Origin of the sequence: Streptomyces sp. NPDC047982, assembly GCF_043204165.1 — a bacterium.
Lineage (GTDB): Bacteria > Actinomycetota > Actinomycetes > Streptomycetales > Streptomycetaceae > Streptomyces.
This window is the reverse complement of sequence record NZ_JBIDBS010000003.1, coordinates 67,653-91,862: the sequence shown is the minus strand read 5'-3', so window position 1 is coordinate 91,862 and position 24,210 is coordinate 67,653. Positions and strand designations below refer to the sequence as shown.

Genomic DNA, 24,210 nt, shown 5'->3' with positions numbered 1-24,210 from the left:
GCTCCGGGCACGTCCTCATGAACAAACCGGCAAGCCGGCCGGGAGGACCGAACCACCGAGACAAGCAACGCGAAACCGTAGCGCTACGCAATACGGCACATTCGCCGCCAACCGGCAACAGACAGCCATCTTGAGAAGAAGTTTCAAAGAAAAGCCACGAGCGGGAACGTTTTCGGCCTGGTTGGATGTTGACCCTGGTACGACAGCTCGTCGAGCTAGAGAAGAGGCGACGTGACTACTGTTCTGACCCCCGCGAGCCCGCTGACCGCAGCAGATCGCTGTGACCGCTGCGGCGCCCAGGCATATCTGCGCGTCGTCCTGATCAGCGGCGGTGAGCTGCTCTTCTGCGCCCACCACGGTCGCAAGTTCGAGCCGGAGCTCAAGAAGATCGCCGCGGAGATACAGGATGAGACGGACAGGCTGACGGCCGTGCAGGGACACGACGTCGAAGAGGAACGGCACTGACACCTCGCATCCACGACGAGCCAGGGCCAGGTCGCGACCTGGCGACGGGCGGCTTCCCATGAGGAAGCCGCCCGCTCTCGTCATCACGGTCCGATGTCGTTCAGACACCCTCCGGCATCCAGCCGATGGCGGCGGAGATGCGGGTGTACACACCGGGTCTGCCCGCCCGGCCGCAGCCGTCTCCCCAGGACACCAGCCCGATGAGCCGCCCTCGGGCCACCAGTGGCCCTCCGCTGTCTCCCTGGCAGGCGTCGTACCCACCATCCGGTTCGCCCGCGCAGAGCATCGCCGAGGCGTCGTACGTGCCGTTTTCGCCCCCGGGGTAGGCCCGTTCGCACGCGGTGTCCGGCAGCACACTCAGTTTCGCGGCGCGGAGTGACGAGGCGTAGTCGCCGTTGCCCGTGGTGTCACCCCATCCGTAGACCACCGCGCTCGTACCCGGTTCGTACGCCGCGTCGCCGGATTCGGCCATGGGGATCACGTCCTTCGCGGGGACCGGGTCGGCCAGGGTGAGCACCGCCAGGTCCCCGGCGTTCGTCGAGGGATCGAACCTCGGGTTGCTCCACGCCGCCTGCACGGGGATCTCCCGCCCATCGGTTCCGCGGAGGCCGTCCCGGCCCGCGATCACCTTGAAGTCACGCATCCGGCCAACGTCGACACCGAGCGCCGCCCGGCCAAGGCAGTGCGCGGCGGTCAGCACTTTCCTCGGCGCCACGACGACGCCTGCACAGAACTGACCGGCACGCGTCTGCCCGAATCGCTCCCGGCTGGACAGGGCCACGACCCAGGGGCTGTCCTTGACGTGCGCGGGCTGACCACCGATGACGATGCTGTCCGCGACGGCCGGGGTGGAGGATCCGAACGGCAACGCGGCCGTCACGGCAACCAGGGCGAGCGCCCCGGACATGACACGGAAGACGGTACGGGACATGCGCGCTCCTGACTCTGTGGTGAACACCTCCTACCCAGAGTCGTCGCAGCCGACCCCGGCCGCACCCCCAGATACGCCGAGGGCCCGACTCCCCATGGGATCCGGGCCCTCGGTCCGAGAACTCCGACGAGCTCCGCGGCCTAGTCGAGGTAGTCGCGCAGCACCTGCGAACGCGACGGGTGGCGCAGCTTCGACATGGTCTTCGACTCGATCTGACGGATGCGCTCACGCGTCACGCCGTAGACCTTGCCGATCTCGTCCAGCGTCTTCGGCTGACCGTCGGTGAGTCCGAAACGCATCGAGACGACGCCCGCCTCACGCTCGGAGAGCGTGTCGAGCACCGAGTGCAGCTGCTCCTGGAGGAGCGTGAAGCTGACCGCGTCGGCCGGGACGACCGCCTCGGAGTCCTCGATCAGATCACCGAACTCGCTGTCTCCGTCCTCGCCCAGCGGGGTGTGGAGGGAGATCGGCTCACGGCCGTACTTCTGGACCTCGATGACCTTCTCGGGCGTCATGTCGAGTTCCTTGGCCAGCTCCTCCGGCGTGGGCTCACGGCCGAGGTCCTGGAGCATCTGGCGCTGCACACGGGCGAGCTTGTTGATGACCTCGACCATGTGCACCGGGATGCGGATGGTGCGGGCCTGGTCGGCCATGGCGCGGGTGATCGCCTGACGGATCCACCAGGTGGCATACGTGGAGAACTTGTAACCCTTGGTGTAGTCGAACTTCTCGACCGCGCGGATCAGACCGAGGTTGCCCTCCTGGATCAGGTCCAGGAAGAGCATGCCGCGGCCGGTGTAGCGCTTGGCCAGCGACACCACGAGACGGAGGTTGGCCTCCAGCAGGTGGTTCTTGGCCCGGCGGCCGTCCTCGGCGATGATCTCCAGCTCGCGCTTGAGCTTGGGCGCGAGCTTGTCCGAGTTCGCCAGCTTGTCCTCCGCGAACAGACCGGCCTCGATGCGCTTGGCGAGCTCGACCTCCTGTTCGGCATTGAGGAGGGGGACCTTCCCGATCTGCTTCAGGTAGTCCTTGACCGGGTCGGCGGTGGCTCCGGCGACGGCGACCTGCTGCGCGGGCGCGTCGTCCTCGTCCTCGTCGGAGAGGACGAAGCCCTTGTTCTCGCCCTCGCCCTCCTCGTCCTCGCCCTTGCCGACCTTGACTTCCTCGACCAGATCGTCGCCGTCGAGGAGGTCGTCGTCCTGCTTCCCGGCCTTCTTCGTCGCTGTCTTCTTCGCCGCCGTCTTCTTCGCGGCGGTCTTCTTGGCTGCCGTCTTCTTGGCTGCCGCCTTCTTCGCAGGTCCGGCCGCGGCGGCGTCGCCGGCCACCGCGCCCGCGGCCTCTGCCGACGGGGCGGCAGAGGCCGCGACGGTCCTGGTCACGGTCGTCTTGGCCGCGACGGTCTTGGTGGCGGTGCGCTTGACCGGGCTCTTCGCTGCGACGCTCTTGCGGGCACGCTTGGACGGCTCCGCGGCACTGACCATCAGCGTCACACCCTCTTCCTCGAGGATCTGATTGAGGCTGCGCAGAACATTCTTCCACTGGGTTGGCGGAATCTGGTCAGCTTCGAAGGCCCGACGCACGTCATCGCCGGCGATCTGCCCATCAGCCTTTCCCCGCTCGATGAGCGCCATCACAGACTCGGACTCGGCGATCTCCGGCGGGAGCGTACGGGATGTGCTGGCCGACACGAACAACCTCTCGGAACGATGGAAACGGCTTCCGGCCCGGCCCTGGAGAGGACCGGAGCCGACGACCGCCGGGCTGGGAATGTACCGACGGCGCGGGTTTGGCCTCAGAACTGCACAGCGCACTGAACGGCTGCTGTATTCCTTCCGTGGCGGTCACCTCTTAGGTCATCGCGCTGCTTCGAGGAGTGTTACGCCCAATCCGCGTGGCCCGAGTCACACCTCATTTGCGACGAACGTGATCAAGAATGCCATCCCGCCACAATCGTGTCGCCGGACCGCAAGGGTCCGGCGACACGCGGTTCACACACCTGACCGTGCTGTGTTCAGTGCTCGCGGGGCGCGGGCACCACCCGTTCCACCTCGGGGTGGACGACGAGCAGTTGACGCATGGCCGCCTCGGCGCCCGACGCGTCCCCCGACGCGAGGGCGTCGACGATCCTGGCGTGGTGGGCGAGGGACGCCTCCGTGGGTCGGTCACAGCCCGTGGCGGGGCCGCCCGAGACCTGCAGGGCCGCCGCGACGATTCCGGACAGGTGCTCCAGCATGCGGTTGCCCGCGGCCTGGATGAGCAGGGAGTGGAACTCCGCGTCGGCCCGGGATCCGGTGATCACGTCGCCCTGCCCGAGCGCGTGCCCCATGATCTCGACCATGTCGCCGAGGCGCTGCTGGATGTCCTCGCGGCCATGGCCCGCCGCGAGACGGGCCGCGAGCGGCTCGATGGTCCATCGGAGCTCAGCCAGCTCGCGCCGCTGGTCCTCGCGCTGCGGGCCGAAGGCGCGCCATTCGATGATGTCGGGGTCGAGCAGATTCCAGTCACTGACGGGGCGGACCCGGGTGCCCACGTTGGGCCGGGCGCTGACCAGGCCCTTCGCCTCGAGGACGCGCAGTGATTCACGGACGACGGTGCGGGAGACCTCGAAGCGCTGACCGATCTCCTCCGGCACGAGGGGGCGGTCGGCGCCGAGGTCGCCGGAGACGATCATCTGACCCAGCTGCTGAACGAGTTGGCCGTGCAGGCCGCGCCCCCGGCTGGCCGAGCCCCGTCGGCCGGCCCGGCCGAGCTCGGCATCGGACCCCTCCCAGGAACGCAGAGCGGCACGCTCGCCGGCCGGCGCCTCCGCATACGAGTAGCGGTCGAGTTCACCCGGGCCGGCGAGACCGGAATCGGCGGAGCGGGCGGCGGTCATCATGGTGTGCGCAAGGGTACTCACGCATCCTTTGTCGGCGCCGGTCCTCCACCCCTTGAGGTCTTTGGTGAAAAGCACACGAAAGGGTGATCGTCACCCGCCCGCCAATTGACGCCTTATCCCCTCAAATCAGGCATTCTCAAGGGACTTGTGATCCGGAAACGACTTGCCGCCACCTTCGATCACCAACGAACCCGGCCGCGAAGGCCGGTGAGCACGTAGGCGCAGACCAGGATCGACAGCGACAGCGACAAGGCGACCCCCACCGGTTGCCCCACCACGCGCACGACAGCCGTCAGCCACCGCTCCACCTCGTGCGGCCAGTGCGGCCACAGCAGTTCACTAAGCCTGCCGGGCAGCCCTGCGGCCTGGCGGGAGCCGGGCCCCGTCGGCACCGCCCGGACCAGCGGAACACCGAGGACGGGTACGGCGAGCACGGCGACGACACCGGCCGTCGTCGCCCTGAATACTCCGGCACCCAGCAGGCCCGCCCAGGCACAGCCGACCGTCAGCCCCGCCCAACTCGCGCCCAGAGCCGGAGAATGAGGGACGATTTCCGTCAAATCACCACCATGTGCGAGGTAGTAGGTACCTGCAGAGGTCAGCACGACAGCCGCGGCCAGCGCCAGAGCGACTGCTGCCGACACCACCAGCTTGGCGAGGAGCAGCCCGATGCGGCGTGGGGCGGCACCGTATCCCGCCGCGAGGGTGGGGTGGCGGAGTTCGTCACCGGACGAGAGTGCGCCGAGCAGTCCGGCCCCGATCGCCGCGGGCGGCAGCGGCAGTGGCGACGGCCAGGCCGCCAGCATCCTGGGCAGCGGGGTGTGCCCGGAGAGTGCGAGGATTCCGGAAATTCCGAGCGAGACGGCGAGGACGGCCGCCATGACCAGTGTTGTCGTTCCGGTGCCGAGGAGACGGCGCAGTTCGTAGCGGAGCGGCTGGAGGGGGCCGCGGGGCGGCCGGCGCCTGATCGGCGGCGTGGGTCTCGCGCCGTTCGCCCGTGGGGCCGGGCATGGTCCGGCTTCCACGGCCCCGGCGGAGAGGGCCGGCGGGGCGGCGGTGTGCGTGGGGCCGACGTCGGGGACCTCGTCGGCGAGTCCGTGCACCGGGAGCCCGTGCCGGAAGGCCGTGTCGCCGATCTCGGCACAGGTGGCCCCGTACACGGAGAGCCGACCGCCGGTGCCGGCGACCACCTCGACGGGGCGTTTCGCCGCCCGGGCCTCACGACCGACGACAGCGGCGAGGCGGGCGGCGTGCGGACTGCGCACCGCGACCCGGGGGCGGAGGCGGTCCCGGGAGAAGTCGCCCGCGCTCTGGTCGGCGACGAGCCGTCCCGCGTCGATGGTGACCACACGGTCGGCGGTGCGCAGGGCATCCCTGGGATCGGTCATGGTGCACAGAACGGTTCCGCCGCGAGTCGCCCGGTCCCGCATCAATCGGTGCACCCAGCCCGCCTCCTGCGGCGAGAGTCCTTCGGCGGGATCGTCGAGGACGAGCGTGTGCGGGTCTCCCAGCAGGGCCGACGCGAGTGCGAGCACGCGGTCCATGCCGAGCGACAGGTCGCCGACGCGCTGGTCCCGGAGTCCGGTGAGATCGACGAGTTCCAGCACCTCGTCGGCCCTGGAGGCGGGTACGCCCACGGCGGCGCAGAGCATGCGGAGGTGGCCCCGGACCGTACGGGCGGGATGCACCGGCACGTCACCGAGGAGCACCCCCACCTCATGCGCGGGGCGAGGAATCCGGTGCAGCGGCCTGCCCCGGAAATACGCGACCCCCCGCCCCGGGTCGAGTTCGAGCATCAGGCGGAGGGCCGCGGTCTTGCCCGATCCGGGCGCACCCAGAAGTGCGGTGACGTGACCGGGTCGGGCTTCGAAGGTGAGATCGTCCACAACGGCCGGACGGCCGCGTCGGGATGCGCTGGTGAGTCCGATGGCCTGGAACATCGCTTCTCTCGCGGAGGATGAGACCGCTCGGCGGCAGGGCGAGTACCGCAGCACGATAACGCGATGTATCCGACTTTTTGCGCAGCGTCGCCCCCCGGGTGTTCCGCGGGGTCAGACCTCCGGCCTCAGCATCGGCGGGTTGAGTACCGTCGCCGCACCGGCCCGGAAGAGCTGGGCCGGTCGGCCGCCCTGCCGGGTGGTCGTTCCTCCGGCGGGCACCAGGAAGCCGGGGGTGCCCGTCACCTTGCGGTGGAAGTTCCGGGGGTCCAGAACCACGCCCCACACCGCCTCGTACACCCGTCGCAGCTCACCGACCGTGAACTCCGGCGGGCAGAAGGCGGTGGCCAGGGAGGAGTACTCGATCTTGGAACGCGCGCGTTCGACGCCGTCGGCGAGGATCTGCGCGTGATCGAAGGCGAGCGCGGCCCGGCTCTCGTCCTTGCGGCCGTCCCCGCTCCCGGGTCCGAGCAGGTCCTCGACCGGCGCCCAGCGGGCGTAGTTCGCGTCACCGCCTGCCCGGGGCGCAGGCAGGTCCGGGGCCAGCGCCAGGTGGGCGACGCTGACGACCCTCATCCTGGGATCGCGGCCGGGGGCGCCGTAGGTGGCCAGTTGCTCCAAGTGCGCAGCGCCGACCGCCGGGCCCGCCGGGTCCTGGGCGCACAGTCCGGTCTCCTCGGTCAGTTCGCGTGCCGCGGCGGCACCGAGGTCCTCGTCGGCTCTGACGAAGCCGCCGGGCAGCGCCCATCTGCCCTGGAACGGCGGTTCACCCCGGCGTACGACCAGTGCGCACAGCGCGTGGCGGCGCACCGTGAGCACAACCAGGTCGACGGTGACTGCGAAGGGCGGGAAGGTCGACGGGTCGTAGGGCGGCATGCCGCGATCATAGTCGTCTTCCTGACGATAAACACTCCCTTCGCCGTGTTCCCGGGCCCGACTGGCGCTGTCGCGCCGCTCGTTGCGTCCGTCGCCTGGTCCCCCGTCGTCCCGTACGGGCCGGATTGCGGGCGCGCACCGCAGCCGTTCCTCGGCCCGCCCTTGCGGAGCCATGGGGCGGCTTCGTCATCGACCGCTCCTGGAGCCGCGACGGTTCGGAGGTGTCTGCCCCGAACGGCGGCGGGAGGACGTCGGCCCCGGGCAGGCGGGTCCCCGTGTCGGCTTCCTCCGCCGAGCGGTGGCCGGACGAACCGTCCGGTGCCGTGTGCGGCGCTCCGCGCGGGGACGCCCGGCCGGCTCCGCGGCCCGGTCCCGCCCGGCCGTCCGGGCGCCGCGCTCACCGCGGAGGCAGCGGCGCAGCGTTTCCGGGTCCAGCCCCTGGTTGCACGCCTCGTGGAGGAGTTGGGCGAAGGTGTAGTGCGGGTCCGCCCGCAGGGCGAGGCCCAGGGCGACCCGCGCGCCGGGTTCGTCACCGGTGGACCAGGAGACCCAGCCGGCCAGCGTCAGCGGGGCAGCGGCATGCTCCTCGTACGGGGTGACGCAGCGCCGTGCGAGCGCGCGCCAGAGCCGCAGCGCGGAAGCGGCTTCGGGCCCTTCCATCCACTCCGCGGCCCTGTCACGCGTTTCCCGGTCCTGTAGGCCGAGGATCACTGCGGCGGCCTCGTCATGCGTGATCAGCCGGTCGTCGTCGGTGTCCGACGCGGAGGGTGTCGCCGGTGCCTGTTCGAGGCGCTTCATGAGCCGCCGGACGAGATCGAGGGTGTCCCGGCCCACGTTCTCGCGTCCCGCCCCGTCGAGGATCTTCGGGAACAGCTCGGCACCGGCCGAGTCGAGCGCGCGTTGCTGCTCGGCAACCGCCGCCGAAGCGTTCAGCGGTGCGAGCCGCGCCTCCATCTCCCGTAGCGTGCCGCGCACTTGAATGCCCGCGTACGCCGCGGCGGCTGCCATCACCGAGGTACCGGGCATGGCCATCCGGTTCCCCTCGACCGGACAGCAGCGGTCGTCCGGGCAGCAGTACGACCAGTACCGGCCGTCGGAAATGCAGAGCGCTTCGAGCACGGGCACATCGAGCGCACCGCAGGCCGTGCGCAGGTTCTGGGCAAGGGGGCGCAGACGCTCCATGACCTGATCGCCGCTCTCGCCCTCGGCCGGATCCTGGCAGAGGAAGACGACGATCGCGTCGGGCCGTCCCCCGCGTCGCTCACTCCCCTTGATCAGGCATTCGGCGAGTTGCTCGGCGACGGACGGCCATTCGCGGGACACCCGGGGGATACCGAGCCGCAGCCGCCCGCCGAAGCGGCCGCGACCGCCGTGCAAGGCGACCATGACCACGCTGTCGCTCGGATGAAACCCCATCAGGTACGGGAGGGCGTCGGCGAGCTCGGCAGGCCCTCGCAAGGTGATCTGCTGTTCGTCGTGCGGGCCGGTGGATTCGTGGTGCTGGTTCATGGCATGACCGTCCCGCGAACGGCCGATTCCCGCGACCCCTGTGGATAACTTTATCCACAGGCATCAGAGGGCACTCGCGGTTTGTCGTAGCCGTCGGGTTGCATGGAGGGATGACCACGCAGACCGCAAAGAGCCCCGAACTCAGGGCTTCGGCCGATCCCGTGCTTCACCCGTCCGGTCGGTGGCACCTCCGGCACCGCACGCGACAGAGCGAGGGCCACCCACCTCCGTTGCCCACTGACGCATGACCAAGTACCAGCCTCTGCCCAGGTCGCTGCCCACGCCCGGAGTTCGTCGCGCGGGCGTGAAGGGCCCGGCCGAAAGAAGCGTGGTGACTGGAGTCCGCCAGCCGCAGGGAGACTTCCTGCCGGTCTTTCGATGTCACGACCAACTCGCCCTGCTTCCGGGCGCGCTGATAGCTCCTGAACGATGTCGCGAAGCGGTCGAGCTCATCCCTGACCGCAACCCGTAGTTGGAGAGCACTTCCATGTGTGGAATCGCTGGATGTCTCGACCGCAACCTTACGAAGGAGGCGGGCACGGCACGGGCGATGACCCGGACCATGGCGTGCCGTGGTGCGGACGCCGAGGAAATCCGGACCGACGGGCACGCGATGTCGACCACCGCCGGAAGGCGTTGATCGACATGGAAGGCGGCAAGAAGCCGATGCGCTCTGCGGAGACCGGCCCGGACCGTGATCCGCTGGTCGTCCTCAGCCACAGCGGCGAGGTCTGCAACTTCCGCGAGATCCGCGGCATCGCCCGCCCGGGGCACCGGGGAAACGCCGTGCGAAGCGCCGCGCGGACAGCGGCGCCTCCCCGCCGTACCCGGGAAGGCTCAGCCCGCCGCGGCGAGGACCAGCGGAAGGACCTGTTCGCCGCCGGCCCGGCGCAGCAGGCGGGCCGCGACCGCGAGGGTCCAGCCGGATTCGGTGTAGTCGTCCACGAGCAGGACGGGTCCGGGAGAGCCGGTCAGCGCGTCGGCAAGATCCTCGGGGACGGCGAAGGCACCGGACAGCGCCCTGAGGCGTTGGGCGGAGTTGCTGCGGCGTGCCGCGTGCGCTCCCCCGGGCCCGTTGTACGTCAGCGTGCCCAGGAAGGGCAGGCGTCCGACGGCCGCGATGTCCCGGGCGAGGGAGCCGACCAGTCTCGGGCGGGCCAGCGACGGCACGGCGACGACCCCCACCGGACGGGCGGAGGCGTCCGGGTCCTTCGACGCCCAGCCGCCGGGAGAGCGCGCCCAGTCGGCGAGGACCGCCACCGCGGCCCGCAGGACGTCATCGGGGACCGGCCCGTCGGGAGCGTTCTCCGCGAGCAATGGGCGCAGGCGGTTGCCCCAGCCGATGTCCGAGAGCCGGCCAAGGGCACGCCCGGTGGAACACTGCTCGCCGAGAGGGATACGGCCCTTGAGCTCGATGCCGAGGGCGGGCATGCCGGTCGGCCACATCCGGCGCGGCTCGATCTCCACGCCCGGGCGGTCCAGTTCCTTCGTCGCTCCCGTCAAAGCCTCCGCGGAGACGGAGGAATCTGCCCAGGCTCCGGCGCAGTTGTCGCACCGGCCGCACGGGACCGCTCCCTCGTCGTCGAGCTGCCGGCGCAGGAACTCCATCCGGCACTGCGTCGTGCTTACGTAGTCGCGCATGGCCTGCTGCTCGGCCGCCCGCTGCCGGGCGACCCAGGCGTAGCGCTCGGAGTCGTAGACCCATGGCTCGCCGGTTGCGATCCAGCCGCCCTTCACCCGCTTGACCGCCCCGTCCACGTCGAGCACCTTGAGCATGGCCTCCAGGCGGGTGCGCCGGAGATCCACCGCTGCCTCCAGGGCCGGAACGGACAGCGGCCGCCCCGCGCCGGCGAGAGCCGAGAGGGTCTGACGCACCTGTGCCTCGGGCGGGAAGGCGGTGTCGGCGAAGTAGCGCCAGATGGCCTCGTCCTCCTTGCCCGGCAGCAGCAGGACATCGGCATGGGCCACACCGCGGCCCGCCCGCCCCACCTGCTGGTAGTAGGCGATCGGTGAGGACGGCGAGCCGAGATGGACCACGAACCCCAGGTCCGGCTTGTCGAAGCCCATGCCCAGCGCCGAGGTCGCGACCAGTGCCTTGACCCGGTTCTCCAGCAGGTCCGCCTCGGCCTGCAGCCGGTCCGCGTTCTCCGTACGGCCCGTGTAGGAGGCCACCTGGAAGCCGCGCTGCCGCAGGAAGGCGGTGGCCTCCTCGGCCGCGGCGACGGTGAGGGCGTAGACGATCCCGGAACCCGGCAGCTCGTCCAGGCGCTCGGCGAGCCAGGCCAGGCGGTGGGCCGCGTCAGGCAGCCGGATCACACCGAGCCGCAGGCTCTCCCGCTCCAGCGAGCCGCGCAGCACCAGGGCCTCTCCTGCGCCGGTACCCAGCTGCTCGGCCACGTCCGCCGTCACGCGCGCGTTGGCGGTCGCGGTGGTCGCGAGCACCGGCACACCGGGGGCGAGGTCCCCGAGCATCGCCCGCAGCCGACGGTAGTCGGGCCGGAAGTCATGGCCCCAGTCGGAGATGCAGTGCGCCTCGTCGACCACGAGCAGACCGGTCGTGGCCGCGAGACCGGGGAGCACCTGCTCCCGGAAATCCACGGAGTTGAGGCGTTCCGGACTCACCAGGAGAACGTCGGTAGCGCCGCGCTCGACCTCCTCGTAGATGGTGTCCCACTCCTCCGGATTGGCCGAGTTGATGGTGCGGGCCCGGATACCCGCTCGATCCGCCGCCTCGACCTGGTTCCGCATCAGCGCCAGCAGCGGCGAGACGATCACCGTCGGGCCGGAGCCCCGCCGACGCAGCAGAGCGGTGGCGACGAAGTACACCGCCGACTTGCCCCAGCCCGTGCGCTGCACCACCAGGGCGCGTCGACGCTCCTCCACCAGAGCCGCCACCGCCTGCCACTGGTCCTCCCGCAACCGTGCCGAGCCCTCGGGGGCACCGACGAGTTCGGCGAGGACGGCGTCGGCTTCGGCGCGGAGATCCGGTTCGTTCATGCCCCCATGCAACCCGATGACGGGGGCGAGCAGCCAGCTCACCGAACGTGACGAGATGCTCACGAACGGCACGCTGGTCACGCACCGGTCGTGGACGGCCGGACCTGAGTGCTCGACGATCCCCGCCTCGGATCCGGCCGCTCCGCTGGGAACGTTTCCGCTGGTCCTCGCCGTTCGGACGGGGCAGGAGGCGTGATCGGGCAGGGCGAGGGCAGGGATAAGGGAGAGGGGCAGGGACATCGGCGTCATTCCGCCGCATTTCCGCCAGTTGCGACGATTGCTCGTTGCCGCCGGTGAAAACGCCAGGAAGAATTGGAGTCGCTCCCCGCCCAGGCGTTCGCCACCCTGGAACAACTGTGCCCAGTGAGCCCTCACTCGTCCCTGCCCGCCCTGTGGGCGCGTATGCGAAGGGAGGACCATGACCTTCGAATTCGCCCCGTCCACGGCCGCTTCGATGTCGGCGCCGTCCGCGTCCGCCGATTCCGTCAACCGCCTTGCCAGGATGCTGGAACCGGCCGAGTGGGCCGAGGCGGGCATACCGTTGCTCCGCAGTCCCCGTGAGGTCGTCGGCGGTCTGCACGCCCGCCACCGGCCCGCTCCCGGAACCGCCGTCGTCGCGGTCCTGGACCACGAGGAACGCCTCGTGGCCAGCGCCTCGTTCGCCCGCCGCGCCATGGCGACGGACGGCTGGGAGTTCCGCAACGCGCTGCTGGCGCATCTGCGCCGGGTCGTTGCGCACGACCTGCGCCGCCGCGCGCCTGTCCGCACCGCCGTCCTGCTCTACTGCCGTGAGGGCGACGAGCGTTGGACGGAGGAGGACGGGGCGTGGATGTGGGGGCTGCGGGACGCCTGCACACTGCACGGTCTGCGGTGCGGTGCCTACATCACCCTGACCGGCGGTGGCTGGCAGGTGCTCGGCGAGGGGCGCGGCGGTCGTCGGCCCACCGCGCCGTCGCAGCCGTCGCCCCTCACCGGAACGACGCTCGACACCACTCCGCCGCCGATGCGTACCGGCGGCGGGGCGTCCCGGGCGCGTCCCAACGGGGCACGCTGACCGACGGGGCGGTGCCCCGGCCCCCTCTCGGGCAACCGGGTCACCGCATCACGGCGACATGCGCGGCGCATACTGCGACCGCGTACGCGGCGTCGCTCAGACGCCTGCGCCCAGCACCGCGTCGACGCGTCGCGGCTCCCCGCACACGATCAGCAGGGCGCCCGCCCGTGCGCGGGCACCGGACAGCACCTCGGCGATGTCGGCGCCGCCGCCGTCGTTGACGGCCACGACCACCACGGGACGGGGCTTCAGCCGTCCGACGGCCTCGGCACGGGCGAAGAAGACGTCCTCGCCCGCTTCGTGCTGAGCCCAGTAGGCGGCCTCGCCGAAGGAGAGTTCGTGCGCGGCCCACGGGTGCTGCTCACCGGTGGTGACCACCAGGATGTCGCCCGGTGCGCGTCCGGAGTCGAGCAGCAGGTCGACGGCCTCGTCGGCGGCGTCGACCGCGGCGGTCGCCTCGGCGGGGATCACCTGGATCTGCGGTGCGGAACGATTCTCCGGACGGGCTCTCCGCGACGCTCCGGAGGCGGGGTGCGGGCGCGGCGTCGGCGGCGCGGGCCTCGCGGAGCCGGGGCCCGGACGACCGGGACGCGGCGTGGCCGCTGTACGCGGACCGGGTACGGGACGGGGGGTCGACGCGGCACGGCCTGAGGCCGGAGTGGCGCGGGGACCCTGGGCGCTCTCGTGAATCTGAGGCTCCTCGGGGATGAGAGGCATGGGTGGTTGTCTATCAAACGCCGGCATGCGGGACGTCGGCGGGTGGGTACTTGTGCGCGGTCAGAAGTCGAAGCCGAGCTGGCCCCCGCTTTCCAATGCGGCCGCCTCGGCGGAGAAACGGACCTTCTTGAGGTGCTGCCACCTGGGCAGCGCGTCGAGGTAGGACCACGAGAGGCGGTGGTGGGGTGTGGGACCCCACTCCTCCAGAGCGGCCCTGTGCACGGGCGACGGATAGCCGGCGTTGGCACCGAAGTCGAATGCGGCGTACTCGCCGGAATGCGCGCCCAGTTCAGCCATCATCACGTCCCGTCGGACCTTCGCGATCACCGAGGCCGCCGCGACGGCGATGCAGGACTGGTCACCCTTGATCACCGTACGGACCTTCCAGGGCTGTCCCAGGTAGTCGTGCTTGCCGTCGAGAATCACCGCGTCGGGCCGCACCGGCAGGCCCTCCAGGGCGCGTACGGCGGCGAGGCGCAGTGCCGCCGTCATCCCCAGGTCGTCGATCTCCTCCGCAGAGGCGTCCCCCAGGGCGAACGCGGTGACCCAGCGTTCCAGTTGCGGTGCCAGCTCCGCGCGGCGCCTGGGGCTGATCAGCTTGGAGTCGGTGAGTCCGGCGGGAGGTCTGCGAAGGCCGGTGACGGCCGCACACACGGTGACCGGCCCCGCCCACGCTCCGCGTCCGACCTCGTCGACGCCGGCGACGATCCTGGCGCCGGTGGTGGCGCGCAACGAGCGCTCGACAGTGTGCGTGGGTGGTTCGTACGGCATGGCGCCTGTCAGCGTACGCCGACGGGAACGCGTGCAACACCCCGGGGGCGCCTGATGACCGCGCCGGACGCGGGCGGCGTCGGGGGCGTGAACTGCCGCCTGAACGCGGACCGTCGCGCCGGTTTGCTGCGGTACACGGCTCGGCGGGCCGCGCACGGCCGGCGATGTCCGCGAGCGGTCGCGCCGACGTCGGGGAAATCCGGCGGCCGATCACTGTCCGAGCCGCTCGCAAGGGGCCGCGTCACATTCGTGAAGCCCAGAACGCGGTACGCAACGGCGCGGCGACGGACCCGGCGCAGCGCGCGAGCGACCGGCACGACAGTGGCCACGGGCACCGCCGCGGGTATGGACCGGAGGCGGCGGGTCCGTACCCGCGGCGGGCCGTGTCAGCGCGGGTCGTTCGGGTCGCCCACGTCGTTCGGGATGTGCGGCCCGCTCGTGTCGTTCAGTTCGTTCGGGACGTAACGGCCGTCCTCGTGGCCGCGGTCGCCGTTTCCTCGTTCTTCGACGCTCACGCGCACGGCGGCACAGGAGCCCTCCGGGTCCCTCGTACCGCGCTCGCGCAGGATCTCCCGGGCCCGTTCCTCGCCCAGGCTCATGGCGTGCCAGGGCGTGTCCGAGGACCGCAGGGAACGCTCGATGTCCCGCAGGGCGCAGGAGCGCAAGGGCTCGGGCAGCGTGTCGAGGGCCAAAACGGCATCGGCCGAGAGGTCGCGGAGATAGTCGATGTCGATCGCGTGCCCGTCGCGGTATCGCTGCACGTTCTGTTCCGCGATGAGACCGTCGGGCGAGACCAGACCGAACGCGAGCACGGCGGCGGCTGCGCTCGCGGCGACGGCGCGCGGGAGCAGGCGGGGACGGAGCGCGCCGAGGACCACGATCAAAACGAGGACGACGCCCAGCCAGAGTTCCACAGCGGAGACCGAGATACGCAGCCGCGTCAGTCCGTACGTATCGACGTACAGGTCCATGCGCCTCAGCGCGGACGCCACCACGACGAGGGTGAGCAGGCAGAGCGCGCCGAGCACGCTCCGTACGAGAGTGCGGTCCCCGTCCCGTCCGCGCGGCGCCAGGCGCAGGGCGATCCCGATGACCAGCAGGGTGAGGAGGGTGGCCCAGAGAAGCTGCCAGAAGCCCTGTCGGGCGTACTCGGCATGGCTGAGGTGGGTCTCGGCCATCACCTTGTCGTATCCGCCGAGCAGCACGGTCAGCTGGACGGCGATGAACACGGCGAACAGCAGGTTCAGCGCGATGAGCGGCAGCGCCCATTCCAGCCGCCCGCGCGCCTTTCCCGGCGGGAGGGCGAGGCCGTCCCAGCGCACCGGGGCGGCGGCGGTGTAGGCGGCGGCGAGTGAGCCCACCAGTCCGAGCGTGAAGAGGAAAAGCCTCCAAGGGCTGTCGCCCAGCGACACATCGGGGATCAGGCCGCTGAGCACATCGGCGAAGGCGGCGTCGGCACTCGCGAACAGCGTGCCGAACACGATGAGCAGGACCGCCGCCACCGCGGTGGTGCGCAGTGCGGCACCCCAGCGCTTCCGGGACCCTTCCATGCGCCCGCGCACGCCTCGCCAGCCCCAGGCCGTCCCCCCGGCGAGGGAGCTGAACAGGCCCGCCGAGCCGAGGAGGACCCCCATCCAGCTGCGACCACCGTGCAGCGCGAGCGAACCCAGAGCCACGGCCGACACGACGGCGAGGAAGGTCGGCCACCCGGCGTCCCGCAGCGCCGGGACGGCGAGGAGCGCCAGGCCGCCGACCGCCCAGACGGCCGTCCACGGGCGGAGGCGGCGTCCGGCCGCCCGCGCGGCGAAGAAGGCCGCGAGCGCCGCGGGTACCGCGACGATCAGCAGGTTCGTGCCGAGGCCGTCGCCGAGCAGCGACGCGCTCAGGACAGCGGTGACGAGGGCGGAGCCGAGTGTCGCGCCCCGGACGGCGGCCGGCTCGGTGGTCCGCAGTCGCGCGGCCGTCGGGGGCGGGGGGCCGCTGCGTTGCCAGGGACCGGACGGTGGCTGCGGTCCGCCGCGTCGCGCGTGGGCGCGCGCCCGCGACGGCCCGGGCGTGACGTCGTGGGACCGCGACGGCGTCGGCTTCGATGGTGCGCTCGTATCCGGCTCCGTACCGCGTCCCGACGGCCCGGATGGCTCGGACACGTCCTCCTGCCGGTGGTTGTCTGGTGCGTGATCGGACAATGGGACCCCTCCCCCACCGGGCCCGCGCACCGCCGCTGGGCAGCACGGGGACACCCCGGCGTCTCATTCGGTGCACGCCCGTCCGGATGATCACCGGGGGCGACGTGGCCGAAAGAGTAGCCTCCCCTTCCTTTTAAACATGCGTTCGATGGAAGGCTGTGGCAGGACCGTGACAGTACGGGTCGTGCGACGTCACGGCCTGGCGCACCATTCCGCTCGTTCGGAGAACCTTCGGCTCGTTCGGAGAGCTTCCGCTCGTTCGGAGAACCTTCGGCTCGGGCCCGCTGTTCGGCTCTGGGCCACCGTCGATGTGTGGATCGCCGTCCGGTTCGAAAGTGCGCCGTTCGGCTCGGTGCCGCCGTCCGGTTCGGCGCGAGCACCGTTCGCCCGGCTCGCGCTACTGCGGAAGCCAGCCCGGCAGTTCCTCCGTCTGTGCCGACCAGTCGACGGGCGGTGCACCCGCTTCGCTCGCCGCGACGATGCCGCCGACGATCGCGCAGGTGGTGTCGACGTCGCCCCCGGCCCGGGCCGTGCCCCAGAACGCCTGCTCGAAGTCGCCGAGGTGCCGCGCCGCGGACCAGAGGGCGAACGGGACAGTGTCGTGGGCGCTGGTGCGCCGTCCGTTGCCGAGCACCGCGGCGACCGTCCCCGCGTCGTCGTAGTCGAGCATGTCGCGCGCCCGGCGCAGTCCGGCGCCGACCGCACTGCGCGGCACGAGGGCGATCACACCGTCGAGGAACTCCGTCGGGATGGGCGGCCCCGCGCTCGCCGCGGCCAGCGCCGCCGCCGCCGCGACGGCCATCGCGCCCGCGACCGCCTCGCGGTGCTGATGCGTGGTGTACGAGGAGATCTCGGCCTGGTGCGTGGCCTGCTCCGGGTCGTCGGCGTACCAGGCCCCGAGCGGCGCGATGCGCATCGCGGAGCCGTTGCCCCAGGAACCCTGTCCTTGGAACAGCGCGGACGCCAGCTCGCGCCAGTCGCCGCCTTCCCGGACGAGCCTGAGCAGCCGGTTCACGGCGGGGCCGTAGCCCCTGTCGAAGTCATGATGCTCGGCGAAGGACCGGGCGAGCGCGTCCTGGTCGATCCGTCCGTGCGCCATCAGCACGGCCACCACCGACGACGCCATCTCGGTGTCGTCCGTCCACTGCCAGGGGCCGGGCGGCAGACCGCCCCGCTTCAGCAGGGGGTGGTTCACCGGCACGAAGAACTGGGATCCCAGCGCGTCCCCCACGGCCAGTCCGCGGAGGCTGGCCAGGGCACGTCTGAATCGTTGGTCGGCGGCAGAGGAGGCAGACGTCATCGCCTACCACTCTATCCGGTGATGCCGTACGGCTCAGGGGTGCGCCAGCGCTCGAACGGCCGGTCCAGGGTGTAGCGCCCGCCCTTTCCGAGTATCAGCGTCCTGGTCTCCCCGTTGCCGGGATTGGACAGGGACTCGAACTCGGCCACCGACCAGTGGAACCAGCGCATGCAGAACAGACGCATGGTCAGTCCGTGCGTGACCAGCAGGACGTTCGGCGGGTGGTCGGGGGCCTCGAAACTCCGGTGCAGGCTCTCCAGGAAGGCATCGACCCTGTCGTACACATCGGCCCCGGACTCGCCCTGCGCGAAACGGTAGAAGAAGTGCCCGTAGGCGTCCCGGTACTCCCTCTGGAGCCGCACGTCCTCCCGGTCCTGCCAGTTCCCCCAGTCCTGCTCCCTCAGCCGCGGCTCCTCCCGCACCCTCACCCGTGCCGGATCCAGGTCCAGCGCCCGGAACGTCTCGTGCGTGCGGCGGTAGGGCGAGACGTACACGCTGACCCGCTCGGTGCCGAACACTTCGCGCAGCCGCGCGCCGGTCTCCCTGGCCTGCCGGAGCCCCGTGGAGGTGAGCCTCAGCGCGTGGTCCGGCACGCGCTCGTACACCGAGTCGTCCGCGTTGCCCTCGGACTCCCCGTGCCGGACGAGGACGATGCGTTCGGGTCGTGCCATGGGTCGACCCTAAGCGCTGTCCGCCGCCCCGGGCGGGCGCACCACGGCAGCCGCGGCGCCCCCGCGCGAACGGGCCCGCGCGGCACGCCGCACCGATGCCGCACGCCGAACCAGGGGAAGCCGAGGACAGGACCCGAGGGCGAGGCCGGGGGGAGGCGGCCGGACAGAAGGGGAGGGCCGCGGGAGAGCAGGGTCGGCAAGGAGGCGGAAACGGAAGGACGGGGCGGAAGGCAGGCGGACGCGCCTTCGACTTCGGCGACGGGAACCCTCTGGAGCAGGCCGAGAACGGACGGTCGTGCCGAGCGACGCGGGGCTTCGCCCTCCGTCACACCGTCCAGGACGGTTCGAGTTGCACGACATCGCCCGCCACTGCCGCCACGTCGTCCTCGACCTGCGTCCGCTGCGTCAGCCGCTCGATGCTGCCGGCCCGGTACTTGCCGCGCTCGGCGCTCGACTGCCACATCGACAACACCAAAAACTCGTGCCCCGGCGCTTCCCCGAACATCCCTCGCACCATGCCGGGCGAGCCGGCCATGGCCGGATTCCACACCCGCTCCTGCATCAGCGCGAAATGCTCGGCCCGGTCCTCGTGGACAGTGCTGTGGGCCACCCTGACGACGTCCACGTCGGTGAAGCGTGGCTCGAAACCGGTCTTCACGTCGAAGCGGTGCTCGAACAACTTGACCTGGACACGGCTGCACGTACGGGACTGTACGGCGGCCAACCGGTCGTGCCCGCGCGCCATGAACGAGTCGTAGAAGACGCGGTTCTCCCAGAAGGCGAAGACGTGCGCCACGCCGGGACGTCCTCGGCTCCACCCACCGCCCTGTCCCCTGAATCCCTGCTCTCCCAGCAGCTCCGCCCACTTTCGCTGTTCCCGTTCAAAACCCCGACGGTCCACCACGGTGCAACGAATCCACTTGACCAGCACCGCGCCATCGTACGGTGCTGGACATCACCAGGGTCACTCCCGCCCACGCTCATTTCGAACCGCCCTGTACCGAAAAGGAGTTGGCGACCCTGCTTGCCACGGATGAGCCAACCTCCGTTTCCCGGCTCATGCTTCGTGGTACGCGCACCGGATGCCGGCCGCCGCTCCCGCCCGGGGCTCGCACCGGGCGAGGTGGCCCGATTCCGTCGCCGTCGGCCAACCCGATTGGTTCGACGGTCGGTTACGGCATGATCGAGTGGTATGAACGGCCCGACAGCACAGCGGCACACCACGGAGGGAAGTCCGATGAGCACCCCCAACAAGGACATCGAAAAGGTCGAGGTCAGGCTCAAGTGGGATCCCAGCCCTCATGGTGCCCGGGACCACGACCTCGACATCATCGCGGGCACCTACCGCACGGACGCGCCGTACGGCAGTCCCGCGTATCTCGTGCACTTCGACAGCCGGTCGCCGGACGGCACCATCACGCTCAACCGTGACAGCAAGACCGGTCAGGGCTTCGGCTTCGACGAGGTGATGACCCTCGAACTGGGCCGTCTGTCGTCCGCGTACACACGGGTCGTCGTCGGAGTCGCCATTCAGCAGCGTGACGGCCGCAGGACGTTCGGCGACATCCCGAACACCGCTGTACAGGTCAGGGAGGGCCACAGCAGCCTGTCGGAGGACGACTTCTCTTCGGTCGGCGACGCCACCGCCGCGACCGTCGCGGAGTTCGTCCGCGACGCCTCCGGCGTATGGGAGTTCCATGACACGGTCAGGGGCTTCGACGGCGACCCGGAATCGTTCGCCGCGGCGATGGGAGGCCGTCCGCCCGCGGCATGACCCGCCGCCCGGCGCCGCGGGACGCGGAACCGGCACGGCACGCGGGATCCGGCACCGGGCCCTTCCGGACGCGGAGCGGGAACGCTACTCGATCGGTGACGCGACAGAGGGTGACGGGTTGCCGCATGCGGAATGCGGGCCCGTGGAGATGGCCCGAACGGCACAACATCTCGTGGCATCGTCGCGAAGGCGGGAGCACCGGAAAGGGTGCCGACCCATGGCCGGCACCCTCTCTCATATGCGGATCAGCGCCCTCAGCAAAAGTTGCTCAGTGCCGCATCCGACGCGGCTCCGCGCGGTTTCAGCTGCAACCGCTGGTCGAGCCGCAGCCCTCGCAGATGTAACAGGACCCGGCGCGCTGCATCTTGGTGCCGCAGGAGAAGCAGAGCGGCGCGTCCGCGCTGATGCCGAGCTGCATCTCGACAAGTTCCGCCGAGGTGTGCGCCGTCCTCGGGGCCTGCTCCTCGTCCTCCTGCACGGCGGCCACGGCCTTCAGGGGCTCCGTACGCACCGGGGCCGACTGCGCCAGGCTCTCGACGTCGATCTCGTCGTCCTCCAGGGAGGGCTCGTACGAACCGGTGTCGAGGTGGCGCTGACGCTCCTCGGCCGAGTGGATGCCCAGGGCCGAGCGGGTCTCGAACGGCAGGAAGTCCAGCGCGAGGCGGCGGAAGATGTAGTCGACGATCGACTGCGCCATCCGCACGTCCGGGTCGTCCGTCATGCCGGCCGGCTCGAAGCGCATGTTGGTGAACTTCGAGACGTACGTCTCCAGCGGGACGCCGTACTGCAGTCCGACCGAGACGGCGATGGAGAACGCGTCCATCATGCCCGCGAGGGTGGAGCCCTGCTTGGACATCTTCAGGAAGACCTCTCCGAGACCGTCGTCCGGGTAGGAATTGGCGGTCATGTAACCCTCGGCGCCGCCTACCGTGAAGGAGGTGGTGATGCCCGGGCGGCCCTTCGGGAGGCGCTTGCGGACCGGACGGTACTCGACGACCTTCTCGACCGCGTCGCGGATGGTCGCTTCGGCCTTGGCCGTGACCTCGGCCTTCTCCTTCTCCTTGGTCTTCGCGGAGAGGGGCTGGCCGACCTTGCAGTTGTCGCGGTAGATCGCGAGCGCCTTGACGCCCATCTTCCACGCCTCGAAGTAGATCTCCTCGACCTCCTCGACGGTCGCCGACTCCGGCATGTTGACCGTCTTGGACAGGGCGCCGGAGATCCACGGCTGGATGGCGGCCATCATGCGCACATGGCCCATCGCGGAGATGGAACGCTCGCCCATCGCGCAGTCGAAGACCTCGTAGTGCTCGGCCTTCAGGCCGGGCGCGTCGATCACGTTGCCGTGCTCGGCGATGTGGGCGACGATCGCCTCGATCTGCTCCTCCTGGTAGCCCAGACGGCGCAGGGCCTGCGGGACGGTGCCATTGACGATCTGCATGGAGCCGCCGCCGACCAGCTTCTTGAACTTGACCAGCGCCAGGTCGGGTTCGAGGCCGGTGGTGTCGCAGGACATCGCGAGACCGATGGTGCCGGTGGGGGCGATGACCGACGCCTGGGCGTTGCGGAAACCGTTCTTCGCGCCCAGGCGGATCACGTCCTGCCACGCCTCCGTCGCGGCGGCCCAGATCGGGCTGTCCAGGTCGTCCATGCGGACGGCGGCGGCGTTTGCGTCCGCGTGCTGCTTCATGACGCGCTGGTGCGGCTCGGCGTTGCGGGCGTAGCCGTCGTACGGACCGACCACCGCGGCGAGCTCGGCGGAGCGCCGGTACGAGGTGCCGGTCATCAGCGAGGTGATGGCACCGGCGAGGGCGCGGCCGCCGTCGCTGTCGTAGGCGTGACCGGTCGCCATCAGCAGGGCGCCGAGGTTGGCGTAGCCGATGCCCAGCTGACGGAAGGCGCGGGTGTTCTCGCCGATCTTCTGGGTGGGGAAGTCGGCGAAGCAGATGGAGATGTCCATCGCGGTGATGACCAGCTCGACGACCTTCGCGAAGCGCTCGGAGTCGAAGGACTGGTTGCCCTTGCCGTCGTCCTTGAGGAACTTCATCAGGTTCAGCGAGGCCAGGTTGCACGAGGTGTTGTCCAGGTGCATGTACTCGCTGCACGGGTTCGAGCCGTTGATCCGGCCGGACTCGGGGCAGGTGTGCCAGTGGTTGATCGTGTCGTCGTACTGGATGCCCGGGTCGGCGCAGGCCCAGGCCGCCTCCGCCATCTTGCGGAAGAGGGCCTTGGCCTCTACCTCTTCGATGACCTCGCCGGTCATGCGGGCGCGCAGCCCGAACTTGCCGCCGGACTCCACGGCCCTCATGAACTCGTCGTTCACGCGGACCGAGTTGTTGGCGTTCTGGTACTGGACGGACGTGATGTCGTCGCCGCCCAGGTCCATGTCGAAGCCGGCGTCGCGCAGGGCGCGGACCTTCTCCTCCTCCTTCACCTTGGTCTCGATGAAGCTCTCGATGTCCGGGTGGTCGACATCGAGAATGACCATCTTGGCCGCACGCCGGGTGGCGCCACCGGACTTGATCGTTCCTGCGGAGGCGTCGGCGCCGCGCATGAAGGAGACCGGGCCGGAGGCGTTGCCCCCGGAGGACAGCAGTTCCTTGGAGGAACGGATACGGGAGAGGTTCAGTCCGGCCCCGGAACCGCCCTTGAAGATCATGCCCTCTTCCTTGTACCAGTCGAGGATCGACTCCATGGAGTCGTCGACGGACAGGATGAAGCAGGCGGAGACCTGCTGCGGCTGGGGCGTTCCGACGTTGAACCACACCGGGGAGTTGAAGCTGAAGATCTGGTGCAGGAGGGCGTACGCCAGCTCGTGCTCGAAGATCTCGGCGTCCGCGGGCGTGGCGAAGTAGCCGTGGTCCTCGCCGGCCTTGCGGTACGTCTTCACGATCCGGTCGATGAGCTGCCGCAGACCGGTCTCGCGCTGCGGGGTGCCGACGGCCCCGCGGAAGTACTTGCTGGTGACGATGTTGACCGCGTTCACCGACCAGAAGTCGGGGAACTCGACGCCGCGCTGCTCGAAGTTGATCGAACCGTCGCGCCAGTTGGTCATGACGACGTCACGGCGCTCCCAGACCACCTCGTCGTACGGATGCACGCCGGGGGTGGTGTGGACGCGCTCGATGCGCAGCCCCTTGCTGGCCTTGGAACCCTTGGCTCGGGAACCTCGTGCCGGGCCACTCGCCGTCTCTGTCATGCCGCCTCCCATATGTGGGCAAAAACGCCCTGAAGTGCCCAGAACTTCCCAGGGCACAGTCTGTCTCTGCTGCTCCGGGCGCCACGGAGGACGCCCTGAGCGGGTTCATAAAGCCGCTTGCCCGCCGGTCCGCGGTCGCGCCGCGGGACCGGCCGGTGCCGCTCAGTCGGCGGCGACGGCGGGAACGGGGACCTCAAGGGTCGCGCCGGTCCCGCGCTCCTCCGCAGGAGGCCGCCGTTCGCGGAGTTCCGCGATGGCTGCCTCGAAGTCTTCAAGGGTGTCGAACGCCCGGTACACGGACGCGAAACGCAGGTATGCGACGAGGTCGAGTTCCTGCAGGGGGCCGAGGATCGCCAGGCCCACGTCATGGGTGGTCAGCTCGGCGCTGCCGGTGGCGCGCACCGCTTCCTCGACCCGCTGGCCGAGCTTGGCGAGGGCGTCCTCGGTGACCGGCCGTCCCTGGCATGCCTTGCGGACGCCGGAAATGACCTTGGTCCGGCTGAAGGGTTCGGTCACGCCGCTGCGCTTGACCACCATCAGCGAGCAGGTCTCCACCGTCGTGAAACGGCGGGAGCAGTCGGGGCACTGGCGGCGACGGCGGATCGACGTGCCGTCGTCGGTGGTGCGGCTGTCGACGACCCGGCTGTCGGGGTGCCTGCAGAAGGGGCAGTGCATGGCTCCCAACCCTCCTTCACAGCACGACTGAACAGCCTCGGCAGGACCCGTCAGGGCCCCTCGAAGCAGTCACAAGCATAGGCGATGGCCACACCCCTGACGGACCAGGGACCACAACTTCTGGGCGGCCAGAACAATCCAACCACTAGATCTTGGGTTCAGTCGCGCATTTGGCCCTGTGAGCGTGTCGCGGTTCGCGGACAGCCGGCGGGCGGTGTGCGGCCGTGCACGAGGGTACGGGAACCGCCCGGCCGCCGGGATCGCGGGCCCCGC

At 70.4% G+C, this 24,210-nt stretch carries 18 protein-coding genes; 3 read left to right on the top strand and 15 right to left on the bottom strand.

Annotation, left to right across the window (positions count from 1 at the left end):
• The first annotated feature begins 231 nt into the window (after positions 1 to 231).
• A complete protein-coding gene (locus ACGF2V_RS04230) occupies positions 232 to 465 on the top strand; it encodes a hypothetical protein (protein ID WP_362617936.1) in 234 nt (77 codons plus the stop codon).
• Positions 466 to 565: 100 nt separating this feature from the next.
• Here the strand turns inward: ACGF2V_RS04230 and ACGF2V_RS04225 are convergent, their stop codons facing one another.
• The 7 genes from ACGF2V_RS04225 to ACGF2V_RS04195 form a co-directional block, all read right to left on the bottom strand.
• Positions 566 to 1,396 carry a serine protease gene (locus ACGF2V_RS04225; RefSeq protein WP_362617939.1) on the bottom strand — a complete coding sequence of 277 codons (831 nt, stop codon included), beginning with the start codon at positions 1,394 to 1,396 and terminating at the stop codon, positions 566 to 568.
• Between the two features lie 140 nt (positions 1,397 to 1,536).
• Complete coding sequence (locus ACGF2V_RS04220; RefSeq protein WP_362617940.1) at positions 1,537 to 3,084, bottom strand: RNA polymerase sigma factor; 1,548 nt, start codon at positions 3,082 to 3,084, stop codon at positions 1,537 to 1,539.
• A gap of 323 nt (positions 3,085 to 3,407) precedes the next feature.
• Entirely contained in the window at positions 3,408 to 4,295 is an 888-nt protein-coding gene (locus ACGF2V_RS04215; RefSeq protein WP_362708761.1) for a FadR/GntR family transcriptional regulator, read from the bottom strand.
• Positions 4,296 to 4,453: 158 nt separating this feature from the next.
• Positions 4,454 to 6,214: an ABC transporter ATP-binding protein gene (locus tag ACGF2V_RS04210; RefSeq protein ID WP_362708759.1), complete on the bottom strand. Its 1,761-nt coding sequence runs from the start codon at positions 6,212 to 6,214 to the stop codon at positions 4,454 to 4,456.
• Between the two features lie 111 nt (positions 6,215 to 6,325).
• Positions 6,326 to 7,087 carry an NUDIX domain-containing protein gene (locus ACGF2V_RS04205; RefSeq protein ID WP_362617947.1) on the bottom strand — a complete coding sequence of 254 codons (762 nt, stop codon included), beginning with the start codon at positions 7,085 to 7,087 and terminating at the stop codon, positions 6,326 to 6,328.
• Between the two features lie 186 nt (positions 7,088 to 7,273).
• On the bottom strand, positions 7,274 to 8,596 hold the full coding sequence (locus tag ACGF2V_RS04200) for a DUF4192 domain-containing protein (protein ID WP_362708756.1): 1,323 nt from the start codon (positions 8,594 to 8,596) through the stop codon (positions 7,274 to 7,276).
• 837 nt (positions 8,597 to 9,433) lie between these two features.
• Positions 9,434 to 11,593, bottom strand: coding sequence for a RecQ family ATP-dependent DNA helicase (locus tag ACGF2V_RS04195; RefSeq protein ID WP_362618050.1), 2,160 nt, complete (start codon positions 11,591 to 11,593; stop codon positions 9,434 to 9,436).
• Between the two features lie 418 nt (positions 11,594 to 12,011).
• Between ACGF2V_RS04195 and ACGF2V_RS04190 the strand changes: the two genes are divergently transcribed.
• Positions 12,012 to 12,647, top strand: coding sequence for a hypothetical protein (locus ACGF2V_RS04190; protein WP_362617952.1), 636 nt, complete (start codon positions 12,012 to 12,014; stop codon positions 12,645 to 12,647).
• Between the two features lie 96 nt (positions 12,648 to 12,743).
• Here the strand turns inward: ACGF2V_RS04190 and ACGF2V_RS04185 are convergent, their stop codons facing one another.
• The 6 genes from ACGF2V_RS04185 to ACGF2V_RS04160 form a co-directional block, all read right to left on the bottom strand.
• The gene (locus tag ACGF2V_RS04185; RefSeq protein ID WP_362617954.1) at positions 12,744 to 13,364 is read right to left on the bottom strand and encodes a hypothetical protein; all 621 of its coding nucleotides are present in this window, start codon (positions 13,362 to 13,364) and stop codon (positions 12,744 to 12,746) included.
• 60 nt (positions 13,365 to 13,424) lie between these two features.
• Positions 13,425 to 14,135 (bottom strand): ribonuclease HII, encoded by a 711-nt coding sequence (locus tag ACGF2V_RS04180; protein ID WP_362617956.1) that lies wholly within the window; start codon positions 14,133 to 14,135, stop codon positions 13,425 to 13,427.
• Positions 14,136 to 14,521: 386 nt separating this feature from the next.
• Complete coding sequence (locus ACGF2V_RS04175) at positions 14,522 to 16,282, bottom strand: DUF4153 domain-containing protein (RefSeq protein WP_392910709.1); 1,761 nt, start codon at positions 16,280 to 16,282, stop codon at positions 14,522 to 14,524.
• Positions 16,283 to 16,718: 436 nt separating this feature from the next.
• Complete coding sequence (locus ACGF2V_RS04170; RefSeq protein WP_362708753.1) at positions 16,719 to 17,621, bottom strand: ADP-ribosylglycohydrolase family protein; 903 nt, start codon at positions 17,619 to 17,621, stop codon at positions 16,719 to 16,721.
• 11 nt (positions 17,622 to 17,632) lie between these two features.
• Positions 17,633 to 18,292, bottom strand: a complete 660-nt coding sequence (locus tag ACGF2V_RS04165) for a histidine phosphatase family protein (protein WP_362708750.1) — start codon at positions 18,290 to 18,292, stop codon at positions 17,633 to 17,635.
• A gap of 325 nt (positions 18,293 to 18,617) precedes the next feature.
• Positions 18,618 to 19,223 carry a YdbC family protein gene (locus tag ACGF2V_RS04160; RefSeq protein ID WP_362708747.1) on the bottom strand — a complete coding sequence of 202 codons (606 nt, stop codon included), beginning with the start codon at positions 19,221 to 19,223 and terminating at the stop codon, positions 18,618 to 18,620.
• A gap of 306 nt (positions 19,224 to 19,529) precedes the next feature.
• On the opposite strand from ACGF2V_RS04160, the gene ACGF2V_RS04155 reads away from it, so the two are divergent.
• Positions 19,530 to 20,066 carry a TerD family protein gene (locus ACGF2V_RS04155; RefSeq protein ID WP_362617965.1) on the top strand — a complete coding sequence of 179 codons (537 nt, stop codon included), beginning with the start codon at positions 19,530 to 19,532 and terminating at the stop codon, positions 20,064 to 20,066.
• A gap of 301 nt (positions 20,067 to 20,367) precedes the next feature.
• Here the strand turns inward: ACGF2V_RS04155 and ACGF2V_RS04150 are convergent, their stop codons facing one another.
• Both ACGF2V_RS04150 and nrdR read right to left on the bottom strand, forming a co-directional pair.
• Positions 20,368 to 23,262: a vitamin B12-dependent ribonucleotide reductase gene (locus ACGF2V_RS04150; protein WP_362708745.1), complete on the bottom strand. Its 2,895-nt coding sequence runs from the start codon at positions 23,260 to 23,262 to the stop codon at positions 20,368 to 20,370.
• Positions 23,263 to 23,424: 162 nt separating this feature from the next.
• On the bottom strand, positions 23,425 to 23,937 hold the full coding sequence (gene nrdR, locus ACGF2V_RS04145) for a transcriptional regulator NrdR (protein WP_362617970.1): 513 nt from the start codon (positions 23,935 to 23,937) through the stop codon (positions 23,425 to 23,427).
• Positions 23,938 to 24,210 lie beyond the last annotated feature (273 nt).

Coding starts and splice junctions, on each gene's coding strand:
- ACGF2V_RS04170 (WP_362708753.1), bottom strand. CDS start 17,621: ATGACGTCTGCCTCCTCTGCCGCCGACCAACGATTCAGACGTGCCCTG.
- ACGF2V_RS04180 (WP_362617956.1), bottom strand. CDS start 14,135: ATGCCGTACGAACCACCCACGCACACTGTCGAGCGCTCGTTGCGCGCC.
- ACGF2V_RS04200 (WP_362708756.1), bottom strand. CDS start 8,596: ATGAACCAGCACCACGAATCCACCGGCCCGCACGACGAACAGCAGATC.
- ACGF2V_RS04210 (WP_362708759.1), bottom strand. CDS start 6,214: ATGTTCCAGGCCATCGGACTCACCAGCGCATCCCGACGCGGCCGTCCG.
- ACGF2V_RS04150 (WP_362708745.1), bottom strand. CDS start 23,262: ATGACAGAGACGGCGAGTGGCCCGGCACGAGGTTCCCGAGCCAAGGGT.
- ACGF2V_RS04195 (WP_362618050.1), bottom strand. CDS start 11,593: ATGAACGAACCGGATCTCCGCGCCGAAGCCGACGCCGTCCTCGCCGAA.
- ACGF2V_RS04190 (WP_362617952.1), top strand. CDS start 12,012: ATGACCTTCGAATTCGCCCCGTCCACGGCCGCTTCGATGTCGGCGCCG.
- nrdR (WP_362617970.1), bottom strand. CDS start 23,937: ATGCACTGCCCCTTCTGCAGGCACCCCGACAGCCGGGTCGTCGACAGC.
- ACGF2V_RS04205 (WP_362617947.1), bottom strand. CDS start 7,087: ATGCCGCCCTACGACCCGTCGACCTTCCCGCCCTTCGCAGTCACCGTC.
- ACGF2V_RS04225 (WP_362617939.1), bottom strand. CDS start 1,396: ATGTCCCGTACCGTCTTCCGTGTCATGTCCGGGGCGCTCGCCCTGGTT.
- ACGF2V_RS04185 (WP_362617954.1), bottom strand. CDS start 13,364: ATGCCTCTCATCCCCGAGGAGCCTCAGATTCACGAGAGCGCCCAGGGT.
- ACGF2V_RS04155 (WP_362617965.1), top strand. CDS start 19,530: ATGAGCACCCCCAACAAGGACATCGAAAAGGTCGAGGTCAGGCTCAAG.
- ACGF2V_RS04165 (WP_362708750.1), bottom strand. CDS start 18,292: ATGGCACGACCCGAACGCATCGTCCTCGTCCGGCACGGGGAGTCCGAG.